The sequence below is a fragment of the Photobacterium ganghwense genome (assembly GCF_003025595.1).
GTDB classification, from domain to species: Bacteria; Pseudomonadota; Gammaproteobacteria; order Enterobacterales; family Vibrionaceae; genus Photobacterium; species Photobacterium ganghwense.
Map to the genome: position 1 here is coordinate 1087718 of NZ_PYMI01000001.1, position 19624 is coordinate 1107341.

Annotated in this window: 16 protein-coding genes; 5 read left to right on the plus strand and 11 right to left on the minus strand. The window is 51.5% G+C overall.

Annotated features, from left to right (window positions below):
* Positions 1 to 12 precede the first annotated feature (12 nt).
* Both iscR and trmJ read right to left on the minus strand, forming a co-directional pair.
* Positions 13 to 519, minus strand: a complete 507-nt coding sequence (iscR, locus tag C9I92_RS04825; RefSeq protein WP_047886593.1) for a Fe-S cluster assembly transcriptional regulator IscR — start codon at positions 517 to 519, stop codon at positions 13 to 15.
* Positions 520 to 640: 121 nt separating this feature from the next.
* On the minus strand, positions 641 to 1363 hold the full coding sequence (gene trmJ, locus C9I92_RS04830) for a tRNA (cytosine(32)/uridine(32)-2'-O)-methyltransferase TrmJ (RefSeq protein WP_047886592.1): 723 nt from the start codon (positions 1361 to 1363) through the stop codon (positions 641 to 643).
* 242 nt (positions 1364 to 1605) lie between these two features.
* Between trmJ and suhB the strand changes: the two genes are divergently transcribed.
* Both suhB and C9I92_RS04840 read left to right on the plus strand, forming a co-directional pair.
* Entirely contained in the window at positions 1606 to 2406 is an 801-nt protein-coding gene (gene suhB / locus C9I92_RS04835) for an inositol-1-monophosphatase (RefSeq protein ID WP_047886591.1), read from the plus strand.
* Positions 2407 to 2731: 325 nt separating this feature from the next.
* Positions 2732 to 5347, plus strand: a complete 2616-nt coding sequence (locus C9I92_RS04840) for a DUF3772 domain-containing protein (protein ID WP_053061907.1) — start codon at positions 2732 to 2734, stop codon at positions 5345 to 5347.
* 177 nt (positions 5348 to 5524) lie between these two features.
* On the opposite strand, the gene secF is transcribed toward C9I92_RS04840, so the two are convergent.
* The 6 genes from secF to C9I92_RS04870 form a co-directional block, all read right to left on the minus strand.
* Entirely contained in the window at positions 5525 to 6472 is a 948-nt protein-coding gene (gene secF / locus C9I92_RS04845) for a protein translocase subunit SecF (RefSeq protein WP_047886590.1), read from the minus strand.
* 12 nt (positions 6473 to 6484) lie between these two features.
* Positions 6485 to 8338: a protein translocase subunit SecD gene (secD, locus tag C9I92_RS04850; protein WP_084712653.1), complete on the minus strand. Its 1854-nt coding sequence runs from the start codon at positions 8336 to 8338 to the stop codon at positions 6485 to 6487.
* Positions 8339 to 8362: 24 nt separating this feature from the next.
* Positions 8363 to 8695: a preprotein translocase subunit YajC gene (gene yajC / locus C9I92_RS04855; RefSeq protein WP_047886588.1), complete on the minus strand. Its 333-nt coding sequence runs from the start codon at positions 8693 to 8695 to the stop codon at positions 8363 to 8365.
* A gap of 16 nt (positions 8696 to 8711) precedes the next feature.
* A complete protein-coding gene (tgt, locus tag C9I92_RS04860; protein ID WP_047886631.1) occupies positions 8712 to 9842 on the minus strand; it encodes a tRNA guanosine(34) transglycosylase Tgt in 1131 nt (376 codons plus the stop codon).
* Between the two features lie 288 nt (positions 9843 to 10130).
* Positions 10131 to 11183, minus strand: coding sequence for a tRNA preQ1(34) S-adenosylmethionine ribosyltransferase-isomerase QueA (gene queA / locus C9I92_RS04865; protein WP_047886587.1), 1053 nt, complete (start codon positions 11181 to 11183; stop codon positions 10131 to 10133).
* Between the two features lie 170 nt (positions 11184 to 11353).
* Positions 11354 to 12442 carry a S1 family serine peptidase gene (locus tag C9I92_RS04870; protein ID WP_047886586.1) on the minus strand — a complete coding sequence of 363 codons (1089 nt, stop codon included), beginning with the start codon at positions 12440 to 12442 and terminating at the stop codon, positions 11354 to 11356.
* Between the two features lie 230 nt (positions 12443 to 12672).
* Between C9I92_RS04870 and C9I92_RS04875 the strand changes: the two genes are divergently transcribed.
* Positions 12673 to 13146, plus strand: coding sequence for a CBS domain-containing protein (locus tag C9I92_RS04875; RefSeq protein ID WP_047886585.1), 474 nt, complete (start codon positions 12673 to 12675; stop codon positions 13144 to 13146).
* 42 nt (positions 13147 to 13188) lie between these two features.
* A complete protein-coding gene (locus C9I92_RS04880; protein WP_047886584.1) occupies positions 13189 to 13782 on the plus strand; it encodes an acyl carrier protein phosphodiesterase in 594 nt (197 codons plus the stop codon).
* Between the two features lie 283 nt (positions 13783 to 14065).
* On the opposite strand, the gene aceA is transcribed toward C9I92_RS04880, so the two are convergent.
* From aceA to C9I92_RS04895, 3 genes are all read right to left on the minus strand, one after another.
* Complete coding sequence (gene aceA / locus C9I92_RS04885; protein WP_047886583.1) at positions 14066 to 15370, minus strand: isocitrate lyase; 1305 nt, start codon at positions 15368 to 15370, stop codon at positions 14066 to 14068.
* A gap of 231 nt (positions 15371 to 15601) precedes the next feature.
* On the minus strand, positions 15602 to 17212 hold the full coding sequence (aceB, locus tag C9I92_RS04890; protein ID WP_047886582.1) for a malate synthase A: 1611 nt from the start codon (positions 17210 to 17212) through the stop codon (positions 15602 to 15604).
* Between the two features lie 613 nt (positions 17213 to 17825).
* Entirely contained in the window at positions 17826 to 18728 is a 903-nt protein-coding gene (locus C9I92_RS04895) for a hydrogen peroxide-inducible genes activator (protein WP_047886581.1), read from the minus strand.
* Between the two features lie 134 nt (positions 18729 to 18862).
* On the opposite strand from C9I92_RS04895, the gene C9I92_RS04900 reads away from it, so the two are divergent.
* Complete coding sequence (locus C9I92_RS04900) at positions 18863 to 19471, plus strand: peroxiredoxin C (RefSeq protein WP_047886580.1); 609 nt, start codon at positions 18863 to 18865, stop codon at positions 19469 to 19471.
* Positions 19472 to 19624 lie beyond the last annotated feature (153 nt).

Consider the following 19624-nt stretch of genomic DNA (forward strand, 5'->3'; position numbering starts at 1 on the left):
ACGTCTAGTTCTCTAGGAGCGAACATCGACACCGATAGCGGTGCTGTCGTGTGTATTTTTGTGTCCAAATGACGATTTCTTCAGGATTTGATCCTGTCGATCAGAGATCTCCTGTACGTCATTATCTTGCATCAACTCACCAAGAGTGATGTTGTTCAAAAAGCCGCTGATACGGGCGCTTAAATCATGCCACAGCGTATGGGTCAGGCAGCGTACTCCGCCCTGACAATCACCCTTACCCTGGCATTTCGTCGCGTCGACTGATTCATCGACTGCGGCAATCACCATACCAACAGCAATATTATTGGCATCTTCGCCTAGGCGGTAACCACCACCCGGACCACGCACGCTGGCAACCAGACCAGCCTTGCGCAGGCGTGAAAACAGTTGTTCCAGATAGGATAGTGAAATCCCCTGACGTTCAGAAATATCCGCCAGTGGAACAGGACCATCCTGAGAATGCAGAGCCACATCCAGCATGGCTGTGACTGCGTATCTTCCTTTTGATGTCAATCTCATAACACACCGCTACCCACGTTTGTTCATGGGAGGAGTGTCGCATACCCGAGTAAAATGGTCAAGTATATACCTGAGCAATTTACTCAGACATTTAACCATTCAGTTTGTATGCCTACTAGCATTACTTAAAAAGAGATTTTTCTATGGAAGACAGAATTCCACGCAGGATATTCAGCTCCTGCGCTTCAGGCCTCGCACGGGAAAACAATCGGCGCATTTTAGTCATGACCATGCTTGGTTTATCCGGAGCAATAAACGCGGTTCGCGTCGCGACTTGCTCCAGATGCTGGTAGAACTGTTCGAGTTCTTTCATTCGAGGATAATCATCATCCTCTGGCTGACCGGCATATTGCTGGCTGTCGAGATGTGCCATCCGGATTTCATAGCTGATGGTCTGAACCGCCATCGCCAAGTTCAGGGAACTGTATTCCGGATTGGCAGGAATGTAGACATGGAAGTGGCAGCGTTGCAGCTCTTCGTTGGTCAGGCCCGTACGCTCTCGACCAAACAAAATCGCCACCGAATGGTTGGCGGCTTCTTTAACGGTGCGGATACCGCACTGACGCGGATCCAGCTGAGGCCACTCCAAGGTGCGCGAACGGGCACTGGAACCGACTACCAGACCGCAGTCGGCAATGGCTTCATCCAAGGTTGCCACAATCCGGACATTCTCAACGATATCAGACGCCCCGGCAGCCAGTGCGTACGTAGTTTCGTCAATCTCACAGGCAGGGTCGACCAGCACCAGATTGGTCAGTCCCATCACTTTCATTGCTCGGGCAGCCGAACCAATATTGCCCGGATGTGATGTACCAACAAGAACCACACTGACTTTTTCTAACATGGGGGTGTAACTTCCGACTCGCTTATAGTGAACCGACAGATTCTAACACAGAGTTTTTAAAATAGGTGAAAACCTGTAAAAACAAGGTTGCACTCTGCGGTTGCGTGAATTAAACGAATAAAAACGCATCACTTTTCCTGACGTAACCGTTAGCGTGCAAAAAATAACCACTTCCCTTTTGCTCAAGCTCTGATATACTCGCCGCCGCTTTTTAGTTCTTTAACATCCGTTGGGAAGATCCTATGCATCCGATGCTAAACATCGCCATTCGCGCTGTGCGAAAGGCTGGTGACCATGTCATTAAATCACTAGAAAAACCGCAGACTATTGAAGTCGCAAATAAAGGTACTGATGTTGTTACCAATATCGATCATGAAGCAGAAGCTATCATTATCGACACTATTCGTAAGTCTTATCCTGATCACTGCATCGTAGGTGCTGAAACTGGCAATTATGACGGTAAAGACAAAGAATGTCAGTGGATCATTGACCCAGTGGATGGCACCAAAAACTTCGTTCGCGGTTACCCGCACTTCGCTATCTCTGTAGCCCTGCGTATGCGTGGCCGTACAGAAGTTGCCGCCGTTTACGACCCATCTCGCAACGAACTGTTCACAGCAACCCGTGGTTCTGGTGCTCAGCTGAACAGCCAGCGTATCCGTGCTTCTCAACCACGTGACCTGACTGGTACGACACTGGCAACTGGCCTGCCTTACGCAGCAAAACAACATGCTGAAAGCTACATGAAAATCCAGAGCGCTCTGTTTGTTGAGTGTGATGACATGCGTCAGAGCGGTTCTACTGCACTAGACCTGTGTTACCTGGCAGCTGGCCGCGTTGACGGTGTCTTCAAGCTGGGTCAGAAACCTTGGGAAATCGCAGCCGGTGAACTGATTGCTCGTGAGTCTGGTGCTATCTGTGCAGACTTTACTGGTAACACTAACTACATGAGTACTGGCAACCTGGTTGCTGGTAACGCACGTGTTGTTAAGCCTCTGCTGAGCAAAATCCGTGAACACGGCAGCGACGCGCTGAAAAAATAATGCCAGAGTCGCTCATTGACTGAGTGCCTGTTTCGAAACGCCCCGGCAAATGCCGGGGCGTTTTTTTTGCTTAACCACGGTTCGTCTTGCCGTGCTTCAGAGCCCTCATGGCTCTCGTGCCTGATCCTATTTCTCTTCTTTTATTACTTCTTCTATTGCTACTTTCTTCCGCCGTCCGATGCCTCTTCTTGATTGGCCCTGATTTCCCCCTCCATACCCATCGTTCGCACTCCTGCTCAGGCGGCCTGCCTATTTTTGACTTATTCTAAAATATCCGTCATTTCCACCCGGCCTACCTGACAGCCGGAACGAGAAGGAGTCACGCATGCGCACTGACCAGACTGGATGGCTCTCGTTCCTTCGAGGCTCAGGGGGGCTTGCGGTACTCACTCATTTCTTATGGCTACTGTTGCTGCTTGGGTCAGTGCTCACGTATGGCGCAGACTTCAGTCAGCAGGAGCCATATATCTCCTGGGAGAAAACCGCGAAAAAAGCCGAGCAATTGTTGTTCGATAAAAACACCACCAATGGTCAGTTCGAAGCTATCCGACAACAGCTGGCGGAGCAACGAGATCAAGCCTATAAAATTGCGAACTATAAAGATGTTGAAGTCCGGACATTAGAAGCCCAGCTTGATGCTTTGGGGCCGCCTCCGGCCGAGGGAGAAAGCGAGGCTGAAGTGACCGCCAAGCGGCGTGCAAACCTCGAACAATCGCTGGCCATCGCCAGCGGCCCCAGCTTTTATTCCGAAGGGGCTTACGAGCGGGCCAATTTGCTGATCAGCGAAATTGACTCCAGGATCCGGAAAAACACCACTCAGGAATGGCTCAATAAAAGCCCGTCACCTTTAGTGCCGTCCCACTGGGAAACGGCGGTCACGGAATGGCATACCTTTACGGATAAAGTCAGCCAGGAATTTCAGGTTTACCTGAGTGACGAAGAACGAAAGCACAAGCTGCTGGCAGCGCTACCCTTATCTATTGCCCTAATCGTACTGGCTGTTTTACTGATTGCGATCATCCAGCCGCGGATAATTGAAAAGTCAGAGATCGCGATCCGTAAAATCAGGAAAAAGAGCCTCGCCTTTCTGGTCAGCCTGATGGCTGCATGTCTGCATTTACTGTTTCCAATTCTGAGTTTCCTCGCCATTTACACCGCCTTTCTGGTCTCAGGTCTGCGGCTGACATCGGTGAACACAGTTATTGCGGCGATGCCTTTCATGGCGCTGTTTCTGGTGATCAGTTACTGGCTGGGATTCCTGATATTCCGGCCGCGAACACCAGATCAGCGCATCATCAGCATCACAGATTCCGTGGCCCGCCGCGGCTTACGTACCTGTGTACTGCTCGGGCTGTTCATCTGTCTGATTTCTCTGATAGATGCGTTACAGCTCGACTATACCTTTAGCCCGGCCTCAACCGCCGTCTTTACCCTCCCGGTTATCGTATTCGGAAGCTTGCTGATGTGGCGACTGGCTCTGATCCTCAGCAAAGCCGTTGAACAGGACCAGTCGACCGAAGGTGAACATACCGATACGGTCAGCAGCGGCGTCCTGAAAGCCCTTATTGTGTTGATGAAAGCCTCCAGTATTCTGAGTGTGCTTTTCGTTTCAATTGGTTACGATAACTTAGCCAGACAGGCCATTATCCCGATGGTGGTGTCGATTGGTCTCATCGCGTTTGCTATGGTGGTTTACTACGGGATACTGGGCCTGATGGCGCGCTTTGGCGATCAGGATGATGATCAGAGTGATGTGCCGGGCGACAGCCAGCATGGCCTGATCCCCTTCTTTCTGATAGCGCTCATCACCCTGATTGTGGCGCCGCTACTGGCGATGACCTGGGGCGCAAGGCTGACAGATATTGCTGAAATATGGCGCCTGCTCTCAGAAGGTATTGAGCTGGGCGATGCCCGAATCTCTCTCAATGTTATCCTGACCCTGTTTACCGTGCTGTTTGTCGGTGTTGTTGCCACCCGCTGGCTGCAGTATGTACTGCGTCATTCGGTGCTGCCCAAAACCAAAACCGATGCAGGTGCCCGTACCGCGCTGATCACCGGCGTCGGCTACGTCGGCTACACTCTGTCGGCACTGATCGCGGTTTCAGCTGCCGGGCTTAACTTGTCGAGCCTGGCGGTAGTTGCCGGTGCGCTGTCAGTCGGGATAGGTTTCGGCCTGCAAACGGTCGTCTCCAATTTTGTATCCGGGATCATTCTGCTGATTGAGCGCCCGATAAAAGAAGGCGACTGGATTGAAGTGTCCGGTTACTCCGGCTTTGTGAAAAAAATCGCGGTACGCTCCACCCGGATAGAAACGTTTGACCTGCATGATGTGGTGATTCCCAATTCAGATCTGATCGCCGGCATTGTGAAGAACATGACGCTGCGCAGCAGTCATGGCCGGCTAGTGGTTAAAATTGGTGTTGCCTATGGCAGTGATTTGAAGGTGGTGAAATCGGTGCTGATTGATGCCGCCAAACAACACGACATGGTGCTGAGTTACCCCGCCGCTCCGGTGGTGATATTCAGTGAAATGGGCGACAGCGCATTGCTGTTTGAACTGCGCTGCTTTATCCGGGACATCCGCCAGGTCTTTGTGGTCAAATCGGATCTGCTGTTTGAGATCTACCAACAGCTCACCGATCACGGCGTGTCCATTCCTTTCCCGCAGCGGGATATCCATATTAAGAATCTGTCCGACTTGGTGCCACCTCAAACCAGCCGTGAGCACAAAGACAATGAGAAAACAGGCGATGTAGAAGACGGTGAAAATACAAGCGGTAAAAAGACAGACGGTGAGAAGACTGGCAATAAAAAAACTGACCCGATAAAAACTGCTGCCACCAAACCTGAGCGCAATGCGGATAACGCCAATCCGCAGGATACTGACATGGGTCATGCGACTGGCAATGCCGCCAGCGATAACGAAAGCGATGCGCCCTGACGGTCATGGCTAATTAGCGTGCGATCTGCCCCCCTATCACTGCTGCCTTAGCGTGATCCTCAACAAATAAAACGCACTAAAAAGCGAAAGCAATCAATCGTTTCCAACAGAGATAAAAAAATCCGGGCCAGGCCCGGATTTTCCATTCAGAACAACGTGTGTTTTCGCTGCCGTGCCTTAAGGCATGGCATCAAACTCTTCGCCTTCTTTTTCTACCTGCGGCGGCATCAGGTGCTCACGGGTGATCCCCAGTTTCAGCGCCAGTGCAGAAGCCACATAGATAGAAGAATATGTACCAACCGTGATACCAATCAGCAGGGCTGCCGCAAAGCCGTGGATCATGCTGCCGCCTTTCACGAACAGGGCAATCACCACAAACAGCGTCGTCGCTGAGGTGATCAGCGTACGGCTCAGGGTCTGAGTGATCGAGCTGTTCATGATTTCCGCTGCATCGCCTTTACGCATCTTACGGAAGTTTTCACGAATACGGTCGAAGACAACAATGGTATCGTTCAGGGAGTAACCGACCACGGTCAGCAGAGCTGCAACGATAGTCAGGTCAATCTCAATCTGTGTGAATGAGAAAATACCAATGGTGATGATCACGTCGTGTGCCAGTGCCAATACCGCACCGGCTGCCAGACGCCATTCGAAACGCATGGATACGTAAAGCAAGATACAGATCAAGGAAACCAGGATCGCCAAACCACCCGCTTCAGCCAGCTCGTCACCCACGTTCGGGCCCACGAACTCAATCCGACGCATTTCTACGTTCTGCCCGGTGCCGGTACGCAGGGCATCAATAATCTGGTTACCCAGCTTCTCGCCCTGAGCATCTTCACGCGGCTGCAGACGTACCATGACATCACGTGCCGTACCGAAGTTCTGCACAATTGCATCACCAAAACCGGCCACTTCCAGCGAGTCACGGATTTTGCCCAGATCCGCCGGCTTTTCAAAGCCGACTTCAATCAGCGTACCACCGGTGAAATCCAGGCCCCAGTTCAGCTTTTGGGTCGTCACGGTCGCAATCGCCGCAATAATCATTAGGGCCGACAGGAAGAAGGCTCCTTTCGACCAGCGCATAAAGTCGATCACCTTATTCGCTTTCATAATCTGAAACATGTCAGCGTCTCCTTAGATCGACAGCTTATCGACGCGCTTGCCGCCGTAAACCAGGTTAACCAGAGCACGGGTACCAATGATCGCCGTGAACATAGAGGTCAGAATACCGATCGACAGGGTAACCGCGAAGCCTTTAATGGCACCGGTTCCCACAGCAAACAGAATGATTGCCGTGATCAGTGTGGTGATGTTCGCATCGGCAATAGTACTGAAGGCATTGGCGTAACCTTGCTGAATCGCCTGCTGCGGACTGCGTCCGTCGCGAAGCTCCTCACGAATACGTTCAAAAATCAGCACGTTGGCATCCACCGCCATACCGACGGTCAGTACGATACCGGCGATACCTGGCAGGGTCATGGTCGCCCCCGGAATCATCGACATCACACCAATAATCAGTACTAGGTTCATCGCCAGCGCCATGTTGGCGAACAGGCCGAATCGACGGTAGTACAGCAGGGTGAACAACATAACCGCGATCATGCCCCAGATACACGCCTGGATCCCCATATCGATGTTCTGCTGACCCATAGACGGGCCAATGGTGCGTTCTTCAACGATAGAGATTGGCGCAATCAGTGCACCGGCACGCAGCAGCAGCGCCAGGTTATGCGCTTCAGCCTGAGAATCGATACCTGTGATACGGAAGTTACGGCCCAGCGCGGTCTGGATAGTCGCCTGGTTAATCACTTCTTCGTGTTTTTCCAGGATAACTTTACCGCTGGCGTCACGTTTACCGCTGTCTTTGTATTCAGTAAAAATGGTCGCCATCAGCTTACCCACGTTGTTACGTGAGAAGGCTGTCATTTTGCTGCCGCCTTCGCTGTCGAGCGAGATGTTTACCTGCGGACGGCCATATTCATCAGCACTTGAGCTTGCATCCGTGATGTGAGAACCCGACAGGATCACTCGTTTTTTCAGAACAACAGGGCGCTGATCACGGGTGAATTTCACTTCGCTGCCTGGTGGCACACGACCGGAAGCCGCTGCCGCCAGATCAGCCGCGCTGTCGACTTCACGGAATTCCAGAGTGGCGGTTGCCCCCAGGATTTCTTTCGCACGGGCAGTATCCTGTACCCCTGGCAGTTCTACCACGATGCGGTTTGCACCCTGGCGCTGTACCAGCGGCTCAGCAACACCCAGCTCATTCACACGGTTACGAAGAATGGTAATGTTCTGATCGACGGCGTAGTTGCGGATTTCTTTCAGACGCTCTTCAGTGAAACGCGCCGTCAGAACAAAGCGACCGTTGCTGCCGGAATCTGTGAACAGCATATCCGGGTGCAACTTAGCCAGCGCAGATTTGGCTTCAGCCAGTTGCGCGTTGTCACGCAGACGCACTTCTACCGTGTCAGTGGTTTTGGCGATCGCACGGTAACGAATCTTGGCTTCACGCAGCTCGGTACGGAACGTTTCTTCCTGCTGACCCAGCAGTTTTTCCATCGCGGCGTCCATATCCACTTCCATCAGGAAGTGCACCCCGCCACGGAGGTCAAGGCCCAATTTCATTGGGTTAGCGCCGATAGCTTCCAGCCAGTCAGGAGTCGATGCAGCCAGGTTCAACGCAACAACATAGTTATCGCCCAGCTGTTCATTCAGAATATCGCGAGCACTGATCTGTGTATCAGTGTCGTTAAAGCGGACCAGGACAGTGCCGTTTTCGAATGCGACGGATTTATAAGAGATTTGGTTTTTTTTGAGATCTTCGGTAACGGTATCCAGCGCGGACATATCTACCGAGGCGCCACGCGCCCCGGAGATTTGAATTGCTGGATCTTCACCGAACACATTGGGAAGCGCATAAAGCAGACCGATGATCAGTGTAAACACCACCATCAGGTTCTTCCACAAGGGATAACGGTTTAGCACTGCTGTGATCCTTCAAAGCAAGTTTTACAGAGACTTCATTGTGCCTTTTGGCAGAACGGCAGAAACAAAGTCTTTCTTGATGGTAACTTCAGTCGTGTCGTTCAGAGCGATAACGATGTAGTCGTTTTCTGCTGAAACTTTCGTGATACGACCAACCAGACCACCGTTTGTCAGCACTTCGTCACCTTTGCCCATAGAAGACATCAGATTTTTGTGCTCTTTCACACGTTTCGCCTGCGGACGGTAAATCATGAAATAGAAAATTACCGCAAACAGACCAAGCATGATGAAAAGCTGCATGCTGCCACCCTGAGGTGCCCCTTCCGCTGCCGCGTGTGCTTGAGAAATCAGACTCATTTACTAACGTCCTCGTTTAGTTGTTTTCGTTTAATGGTGGAACTTCACGGTTACGACGCGCGTAGAACTCTTCTACAAAAGCGTCGAAACGATCTTCTTCAATCGCCTTACGGATACTGGCCATCAGACGCTGGTAGTAACGTAAGTTGTGGATTGTATTCAGACGCGCACCTAGAATTTCATTACATTTATCCAGGTGATACAGATACGCCTTCGAGTAGTTGCGACAAGTGTAACAGTCACAATGCGGATCGAGAGGACTTGTATCCGTTTTATGTTTCGCATTACGGATCTTGATCACACCGCCAGTCACAAACAGGTGACCATTTCGGGCATTTCGGGTCGGCATTACGCAGTCGAACATATCGATACCACGACGAACACCTTCCACCAGATCTTCTGGCTTGCCTACGCCCATCAGGTAACGAGGCTTGTCTTCCGGCAGCTGCGGACAGGTATGCTCAAGAACACGGTGCATGTCTTCTTTTGGCTCACCGACCGCCAGACCACCGACGGCATAACCGTCAAAGCCGATGTTGGTCAGCCCTTCCACGGAAACATCGCGCAGGTCTTCATATACACTACCTTGGACGATACCAAACAGTGCATTTTTGTTACCAAGTTTGTCATGGTGGTTTCGGCTGCGCTGTGCCCAACGCAGTGACATCTCCATCGACTTCTTCGCTTCGTCGTGTGTGGCCGGGTATGGTGTACACTCATCGAAGATCATAACGATGTCAGAACCCAGGTCATTCTGGATTTCCATCGACTTTTCAGCGTCCATGAAAATCTTGTCACCGTTTACCGGATTACGGAAATGCACACCTTCTTCCGTGATCTTACGGATATCGCCCAGGCTGAAGACCTGGAAACCGCCGGAGTCAGTCAGAATCGGGCCCTGCCACTGCATGAAGTCGTGCAGATCACCGTGCAGTTTCATTACTTCCTGACCCGGACGCAGCCACAGGTGGAAAGTGTTACCCAGCAGGATTTGCGCGCCGGTGTCTTTTACTTCTTCCGGCGTCATCCCTTTTACGGTGCCGTAAGTACCTACAGGCATAAATGCCGGTGTTTCCACCGTACCGCGTTCAAACTTCAGGCGACCACGACGGGCACGTCCCTGAGTTTTATCTAATTCAAATTTCACAAAGCCTCCAACAGCCAGAGAAACAATCTGACATTTCATTTCCCGGCCGGTTATGGCCAGGAATACCCTGACGCCGCAACGGCGAAGCTGCAGCGCCTGTCTGCCAGGGGGCTTCCCCGCTGGCAAGCCACTACGCATTTAAGCCTAGTGGAAGAAACTGAGATTGGTCGGACTAAGCGCCCAGCCCCTCTTCAGGAATGAATATCGTCTTGATATTCAAAGACAACAAAGGCCGCATTCTAGCAAATGCAGCCTTAAGTAACACTGACTTAGACCATTAACTGGTCATCAAGCGGTCTTACGGGTGATGAACATCGAATCACCGTAACTGAAGAAACGGTAACGATTTTCTACCGCTTCTTTATAAGCATTCATGGTGTGCTCGTAACCGGCAAAGGCACTGACCAGCATGATCAGTGTCGATTCCGGCAGGTGGAAGTTGGTAATCAGCACATCCACCAGCTGGAATTCATAGCCAGGGAAGATAAAGATATCGGTATCACCGAAGAATGGCTTCAGCTCGGTGCCGTTTTTCACCGCGTCCTGCGCCGCGCTTTCCAGCGAACGTACCGACGTCGTGCCGACGGCAATCACACGTCCGCCGTTGGCCTTGGTTTCCGCAATCGCCGTTACCACCTCTTGCGGTACTTCGACATACTCGGCATGCATATGGTGATCATGGATGCTGTCCACACGCACCGGCTGGAACGTACCGGCACCCACGTGCAGGGTGACAAACGCCAGATTCACGCCTTTTTCTTTAATCGCTGACAGCAGCATTTCATCAAAGTGCAGGCCTGCTGTCGGTGCTGCTACCGCGCCCGGCTTGGCGTTGTAAACCGTTTGGTAACGCTCTTTATCAGCCTCTTCATCCGGGCGGTCAATGTATGGCGGCAACGGCATGTGGCCGACATCTTCCAGGATTTCCAATACGGTTTTGTCGCTGTTAAAACGGATTTCAAACAGCGCATCATGGCGGGCAACCATTTCTGCCTGATACTCGTCGTTTTCACCCAACAACAGCTCGTTACCCGGCTTTGGCGGCTTTGACGCGCGAACGTGGGCCAGAATGCTTTTATCGTCCAGCATGCGCTCAACCAGCACTTCCAGCTTACCGCCGGACGCTTTGCGACCGAACAGACGGGCAGGGATAACTCGGGTATTGTTAAATACCAGCAGATCGCCCGGCTGCACCAGATCCAGCACGTCTTTAAAGCCTTTATGGGCAAGCTCACCGTTATTACCGGTCAGTTGCAGCAGGCGGCTGGCTGTGCGTTCAGGTTGCGGATAGCGAGCAATCAGCTCGTCAGGAAGGTCAAAGTGAAAATCTGAAACTTGCATCGTTAGGGCCCTAAATTACAGCAGGCAGCTAGTATAGGCTGCCACACTGCAAGATCAAGCAGAGATCACTCTCACGCGCTGCAAGTTTTTCCTCTCTTTATGCACACCGGATTAGCGGGCTTGTGATAACCCGCCCGGCGGGATCTCGTTTCAGGGGGAAGTGAACCCATTCAGGCTCGGCCAAGACCACGGCGTCGACAGGCCAGCACCATCAGCCCGCAGAGCACCCAGATGCTCATCGTGCCCCCGCCACTGCTACCACCACCACTCGCGACCGGCTGTGCAATGGGAATTCCCTGACCGGCACCGGAATAATCGGCAGTGAACGGATTGCGGGAAAACTCCGGTGTGACCTGAGTAAATAGGCTGCCGCCAACTTCACTGGCCAGCCAGTTACGGTAAGTCGCCACTTGGGTATAAACGCCCGGCAGGCGCCCGGCACACCCTTCGCCGAAACTGACCAGGCCAACCAAGCGCAGTCCGAAATCGCTGTCCCCGGCTGCCTGCGGGTTCTGCCACACCAGCGGCCCTCCCGAGTCACCAAAGCAACTGTCTCGCGCCAGTTCAGGAGCCGTAGAACCGGCACACACATAAATACTGTAATCGTTCGCGGTGACACTGCTGCCCCACATGCCATCACAGCGGGAATCCGGTACGCCTGACAATAAGGTCTGCCGCAGCCGTGTTGAGCCTGAACTGGAATCGCCAACAGACGTACTGCCCCAGCCGGATACCAGCAGGTTCGCTACTCGCTCAGCATTATCGACCCAGCCATTGGCAAACTCGAGGTCAGCCGCCGCCTGCTCGCCGGACGTTGCGAGCTGTATCGGACGAGCGCTGTCAGGCAGGGTTTCTGCCAGCTTCAGCACGGCAATATCATTCGAAAATCGGGTAGAGTTATAATTGGGGTGTATCACGATGCTCTCAACCCGCACAGCACTGGCGGAAGTCGCACTGAAGATGGAAGTAATACCAGCCCAAACTTCCACATCTTCCGGCGCAACCAAGCTCTGGCCGTTACGCATGCAATGCGCGGCGGTGATAACGGTAACCGGGCTGATAACCACCCCACCGCAGATAAACGTACGCGCCCCCTCACTGTCACGAAACGTCATGTTCAGATAAGCCTGCCAGGGCAGCTCATTGGGCGCCGTTTCAATACCACCAATAATTCGGGCTTGTGAGACCGGCTCTGCTCCAGTGGCCTGGAAAGGTAAGCACATAGACCAAGACAACAAAATAAACAACAGCTTATGCATTGATTTATTCCTACATGGCATGTCGTTTATTGAGTATATGACACAATCTTATTTTTAACGGATGAGAAACAAATGAGACACAGTCAAATAACTTGTGTTTTCTTTGACGAGTGTCATGGGTTGCTTATTCAGGATTGGCTACAGTCAATACGTAGGCAATGCATACAGAATCGAGAGGTACAGCTGTAGCGAGCCACAGGGAGGATAAATCTTTGATACAGGAGGCTTGTATGTTTACCGTAGCTGATATGATGACCCCCAACCCGCATACGCTGAGTACCAGTCACACTCTGGCTGATGCGAAGCGGGTGATGGCGAAATACCACATCCACCATGTACCGGTCACGGATGAGAACAACCACCTGGTTGGGTTAGTGAGCCAGCGCGATATTCTGGCCGCCCAGGAATCAAGCCTGGAGCATATCTCGCAATCCCGCTTTGTTTCTGCGCTGGATATTCCTCTGGCCGACAGCATGCACCGGGATCTGATGAGTGTGGCACCCAATGCCGGATTAAAAGAAGCGGCCCTGTTCATGCAGAAACATCAGATTGGCTGTTTGCCAATCATTGACCACAATAAACTGGTCGGTATCATCACTGACTCCGATTTTGTGTCAATTGCGATTAACCTGCTGGAAATTCAGGAAGAGGTAGAACCCCTTGAAGAGGAAGGCGAAGAAGACGGTTCAGATTCTCTGCTCTAGTTACCAACCCCGGCGTCATCACGCCAGAAAGTCACCGTAAGCATGAACTTTCTGGCACATTTACATCTGGCTGAGCAGTGCCAGAGCCATCTGGCGGGTAATTTGCTGGCTGATTTTGTCCGGGGTAATCCTGACCAGCAATTTCGCCAGGACGTTGCCGACGGAATCCGCCTGCACCGTTTTATCGACAGCTATATTGATGCTCTGCCTGAAGTCCTTGAATGCCGACGCTTGTTTGACACCGATACCCGCCGGGTCAGCGGCATTGCTCTGGATATCACCTGGGATCATTTTCTGGCCCGCCACTGGACACAATTTCACCCCCAACCGTTAACTGAGTTCGTTCGCACTGCCCGCCGGGAAGTCGAACAATTCTCGGATCCGGCCCCCGAGCAATACCTGGCGACAATGGCCCGGATGTGGCAACAAAACTGGTTGGAACAATACCAGCACGTCAGCACGCTGGAGCGGGCTTTGCAGCGTATGGCATTGCGTCGTCCCCGGCTCAATCAATTGGCAGCCTGCCCGGACGTGATTCTGGCTCACTATCCGACTCTGGAGCAGCAGTTCTTTGTGATTTACCCTCAGGTCAGCCGGGCAGCTCGACAATTTCGACAGCAGCAACTTCAGCCGTAGTGCCGTGCCAGCAGTATCTGCAGTATCTGCAGTATCTGCAGTATCAAGTTATAGCCAGTCACCGCTAACGCGAAGAACAACCTCAGGCATGAAGGGTTTTTCAGGCGACGCCTAATTACAGAAGGTGCGCCCAACAGAGCCTGGGATAGTCCCCAGATAGCATTGCAGATAGAAATAAAGGTAGAAAAAAGAAAAAGAAAAAGAAAAAGAAAAAAAGGAGCGCACCAGGCGCTCCAAAAGACTATCAACGATTACTAGGAGTTTAAGGGTTTATACCCATTTTTTAGAATTGCTCTTCTTCTGTAGAGCCAGTCAAAGCCGTAACGGAGGAATTACCGCCCTGAATGGTATTGGTCATCTTGTCAAAGTAGCCAGTACCCACTTCCTGCTGGTGCGCCACGAAAGTGTAACCTTTCGATGCAGCTTCAAACTCAGGACGCTGTACTTTCTCAACATAGTGGCGCATACCTTCACCCTGAGCATAAGCGTGTGCCAACTCAAACATGTTGAACCACATGTTGTGAATACCTGCCAGTGTGATGAACTGGTATTTGTAGCCCATGTCAGACAGCTCTTGCTGGAACTTAGCAATCGTGTCGGCATCCAGGTTCTTTTCCCAGTTGAATGATGGCGAGCAGTTGTAAGCCAGCAGCTGATCCGGGTACTGAGCATGAATCGCTTCAGCAAACTTACGCGCTTCTTCCAGACACGGAGTGGCCGTTTCACACCAAATCAGGTCAGCGTAAGGGGCATATGCCAGACCGCGGGCAATCGCCTGGTCAATACCGGCACGAACGCGGTAGAAACCTTCCTGAGTACGCTCGCCCACAATGAAGTCAGCATCATACGGGTCGCAGTCAGAAGTCAGCAGATCCGCCGCGTTAGCATCGGTACGGGCAATAACCAAAGTCGTAGTACCGGAAACGTCAGCCGCCAAGCGTGCTGCAACCAGCTTTTGTACCGCTTCCTGAGTCGGAACCAGAACTTTACCGCCCATGTGACCACATTTCTTCACAGAAGCCAGCTGGTCTTCGAAGTGAACCCCGGCTGCACCTGCATCAATCATATTACGCATCAGTTCATACGCATTCAGGACACCACCAAAACCGGCTTCAGCATCAGCCACGATAGGCAGGAAGTAGTCGATACCCTCTTCCGGGTTACCGCCATTTGACCACTGAATCTGATCAGCGCGGCGGAAGGCATTGTTGATACGTTTTACCACGGTTGGCACTGAATCGACCGGATACAGCGACTGATCTGGGTACATTGTTTCCGCAGAGTTGTTATCTGCTGCGACCTGCCAGCCTGACAGATAGATAGCCTCAATACCCGCTTTCGCCTGCTGCACAGCCTGGCCGCCTGTCAGTGCGCCAAGACAGTTAACATAGCCTTTCTTCGCGTCGCCATTGACCAGGTCCCACAGCTTGTCAGCACCACGCTGGGCAATAGTGTTTGCCGGCGCAAATGAACCACGCAGATTAATGACTTCTTCTGCGGTATAAGTCCGCTTTACATTTTTCCAACGTGGGTTTTCTGCCCAATCTTTTTCCAAGGCTTCGATTTGTTGCTGGCGAGTCAGTGTCATAATGATGTCCCTCGTTTCAGTTGCGATAATCCGCATCACACTTTAGTTATTGAACTGAGTTTTACCGCCCGGAGGTAATCCCTCCCCCGGGCACTGCATTTTCTGTCGCTGGCTGTTACCACTTCGAATACAACGGGTTCTATTTCATCCACTTCGAAAACTAGCGCTTCGAAAACAGTTGTTGCTAAATTCTGTGGGTACAAGAGATTCTCATACCCTGCTCCTGCATCTTCAGGATAAGTATTCGTATCCCGGCACCGTCAGGAAGTTCACCAGCTCGTCACTGGTGGTCAGGCGTGACATCAGCACCGCGGCTTCGTCATAGCGCCCGGCAGCAAAACGTGCTTCCCCGACTTCCTGTTTCACGACGTCCATTTCCTCTTTCAGCATTTGCTCAAACAGCGCTTTAGTGACCATTTGTCCATTGCTGAGTGTTTTGCCGTGTTTAATCCACTGCCAGATAGAGGCTCGGGAGATTTCTGCCGTGGCGGCATCTTCCATTAATCCGTAGATAGGCACACAGCCGTTCCCGGAGATCCATGCTTCGATATACTGCACCGCGACACGAATGTTGTGGCGCATTCCGTCTTCCGTACGCTCGCCATCACAAGGTGCCAGCAGTTCGGCAGCCGTAATCGGAGCATCTTCACTGCGGCTGATGTCAAGCTGATTGCTGCGCTCGCCCAGTACCCCATCGAACACCGCCATGGCTGTGCTTGCCAGACCAGGGTGAGCAACCCAAGTGCCATCGTGGCCGTTATTGGCTTCAAGCAATTTGTCGGTCTGGATTTTGTTCAGTACCCATTCATTGCGCTCTGGATCTTTCGATGGAATGAAGGCCGCCATGCCTCCCATCGCAAACGCACCACGTCGGTGACAGGTTTTCACCAGCAGACGCGAGTATGCATTCAGGAAAGGTTTTTCCATCGTCACGACCTGGCGATCCGGCAGGATACGGTCAGGATGGTTACGCAGCGTTTTGATGTAGCTGAAGATGTAATCCCAGCGGCCACAATTGAGGCCCACAATGTGCTCTTTAAGGCTGTAGAGGATTTCATCCATTTCAAAGACGGCCGGCAGAGTCTCGATCAGTACCGTGGCTTTGATCGTGCCGCGCGGCAGACCGAATTCATCCTCGGTAAAGCTGAATACTTCGCTCCACCAGGCGGCTTCCTGATGCGCCTGCAGCTTTGGCAGGTAGAAGTACGGACCGCTGCCTTTTGCCAGCAGTTGCTGGTAGTTGTGGTAAAAATACAGTGCGAAGTCGAACAGGCACCCAGGGATAGCTTCTCCCTGCCACAACAGGTGTTTTTCCGGCAGATGCAGGCCGCGTACGCGACAGATCAGCACCGCAGGGTCATCGTTCAGTTGATAGTGCTTGCCGTTTTCCGGGTTGGTGTAGTCGATGGTGCCGTTCACCGCGTCTCGCAGATTACGCTGGCCATCCAGCACTTCATTCCATGCTGGAGCAAACGAGTCTTCAAAGTCGGCCATGAACACCTTTACATCCGCATTCAGGGCATTAATCACCATCTTACGGTCAACCGGACCCGTGATCTCCACGCGGCGATCCTGCAGATCGGTAGGGATGTTCTGAATTTTCCATTCGCTGTTACGGATCTCTGCAGTCTCCGGCAAGAAATCAGGCAACGTGCCGGCATCAATGGCTGCCTGGCGAGTTTCCCGTGCAGCCAGCAGCTGAGGGACCCGGGAAGCAAAACGTTGCACCAGTTTTTCCAAAAACTGCTGAGCCCCGTTATCTAGAATCTCTGCCTGCGCCGGTGTCAGGTCAGTCTGAAGTGACAATTTCACTTCATGGCTTGCCGGTGTATGTGTGTCCATTTATCTCGCCCCTTTCAGCTGTAACTTTATCACCACGAATGTCAGTAACCTGATTTTGGGTTATCGACCATCCCATGGCCATAACACGTTAGTTACGTTGCCTTAACAAAAAATGAATTGCAAGCCACTCCATTTTTTCACATTTCCGCAACACAGGATCTAAGCATTTAAAAACAACAAGTTACAAATATTAGAGCAATAACTCAAAACACCAAATTGAAACAGAATTCAGGTGATTACTCGGTTTTTCACCAGATAATAAAAAATCCATAAAAATGTAACGAGTTACGTAATAAAATTTCAGTTTTTGCCAGTTCAAACGAATGTTCAAATTTGCGTTTCAAACAAAAACACAAATTCAACCCTGACACCAAACCAATGATTTTTAAGCATGAAAACGCAGTGTTTGGGACGAAATTTATACAACCCACATAGCAACCAGAGGCATATCAACCCTATTTATTCGCTACGCGAAACAACATATACCTACAAAACAGTTTGAATAGCTCACTGGTGGACTATGGGTAAGATCGGGAAAGATGAAATAAAAGCAGGATAATGTGCTGAGAAAGCGATTTTTTCTCAGCACACCAGTAAATTGGAGGAAATAAAATCAGAGCAGTCCGGCAACAATTTCTGCCAGGCGTTCGAAGGTGCGGGTACGGGTAGAGGTCGGACGCCATACCAGTCCTATCTCACGGTAGGCTTCTTCCTGGCCCGGCGGATCAACAATCACCAGGTTCTGGTTATCCAGCAGGCCATGATCGATCGCCATCTGGGGAATGAAGGTGGTGCCCAGCCCGTTCGCAACCATTTGAACTAACGTATGAAGACTGGTCGCCGTGAAAGGGTTAATCTTCTCTTTCGACGTCAGTTTGCAGGCAGAAACCGCGTGATCGGTCAGACAGTGCTCTTTCTCAAGCAAGAAGACCGATTCATTCGGCAGATCGGCATACCTCAGCGGTACGCTGACCTGTGAAGCCTGCTTCTGGCTGATCACCATTTTGAAATCGTCACGCCCGACCACCTGACTGTGCATACCGTTAATATCCACCGGCAGCGCCAGAATCAGGACATCCATCTCGCCATTACGCAGAGCCGTCAGCAAGTTGGCCGTGGTATCTTCCCGCAGCAATAAATGAAGGTTCGGGTGGAGGCGGTTCACCTCCTGCACCAGATCGCAGAGCAGGAAAGGGGCAATGGTCGGGATACAGCCGATGCGCAGCTGACCATCCATCCCATCCCCTCCTTTACAATTGGAGAGCTCCATCAGATCCTGGGTACGAGCCAACAGTTCCCGGCTGCGTACGACCACGTCCTCCCCGGTCGAGGTAAAGACCAGAGACTTGTTGTCACGCTCAATAAGTTGACAGCCCAGCAATTCTTCCAGATTCTGGACGCCGGAGCTAAGGGTTGACTGACTGACAAAGCAGCGCTTGGCCGCCTCACCAAAATGTCGGGTTTCAAACAGGGTCACCAAATAGTGCAGCTGTTTAAGTGAAGGAAACTTGTTCATCGCAATTTTCGATTACATCAATCTATTTATTCCGCTTTTTTCAATGTACCAGTTTCGTTATAGTTTGTCCCGTTCAAACAGAAGCCTACCGGAAAGGTCGGCGACAAACACAATATTTTAGGAGCACCAAACACATGGTACTAGTAGGTCGTCAAGCACCAGATTTTACTGCTGCAGCTGTTCTTGGTAACGGTGAAATCGTTGATAACTTCAACTTTGCAGAATACACAAAAGGTAAAAAAGCGGTAGTTTTCTTCTACCCACTAGACTTCACTTTCGTATGTCCTTCTGAGCTGATCGCTTTTGACAAGCGTTTCGAAGACTTCCAAGCGAAAGGCGTTGAAGTAATCGGTGTTTCTATCGACTCTCAGTTCTCTCACAACGCATGGCGTAACACTGCTGTTGAGAACGGCGGTATCGGTCAGGTTCGTTACCCTCTGATTGCAGACGTTAAACACGAAATCTGCAAAGCTTACGATGTTGAGCACCCAGAAGCAGGCGTTGCGTTCCGTGGTTCTTTCCTGATCGACGAAGAAGGCGTTGTTCGTCACCAAGTAGTTAACGACCTGCCACTGGGCCGTAACATTGACGAAATGCTGCGTATGGTTGACGCTCTGAACTTCCACCAGAAGAACGGTGAAGTTTGCCCAGCACAGTGGGAAGAAGGTAAGAAAGGTATGGACGCTTCTCCACAAGGCGTTGCTGCTTACCTGTCTGAGTTCACTGCAGACCTAGGCAAATAAGACATCTTATTGTCGTAAATCACACTCGCTCAACGGTGTGACGGCACAAACGTGAAAACGTAAAGCCGAAAAGTCAGTCTATGACACAATAATATGAGGCCCGGATACACCGGGCCCTTTTCGTTTCTGTCTTCCGCTTTCTGCCCTTTCTCC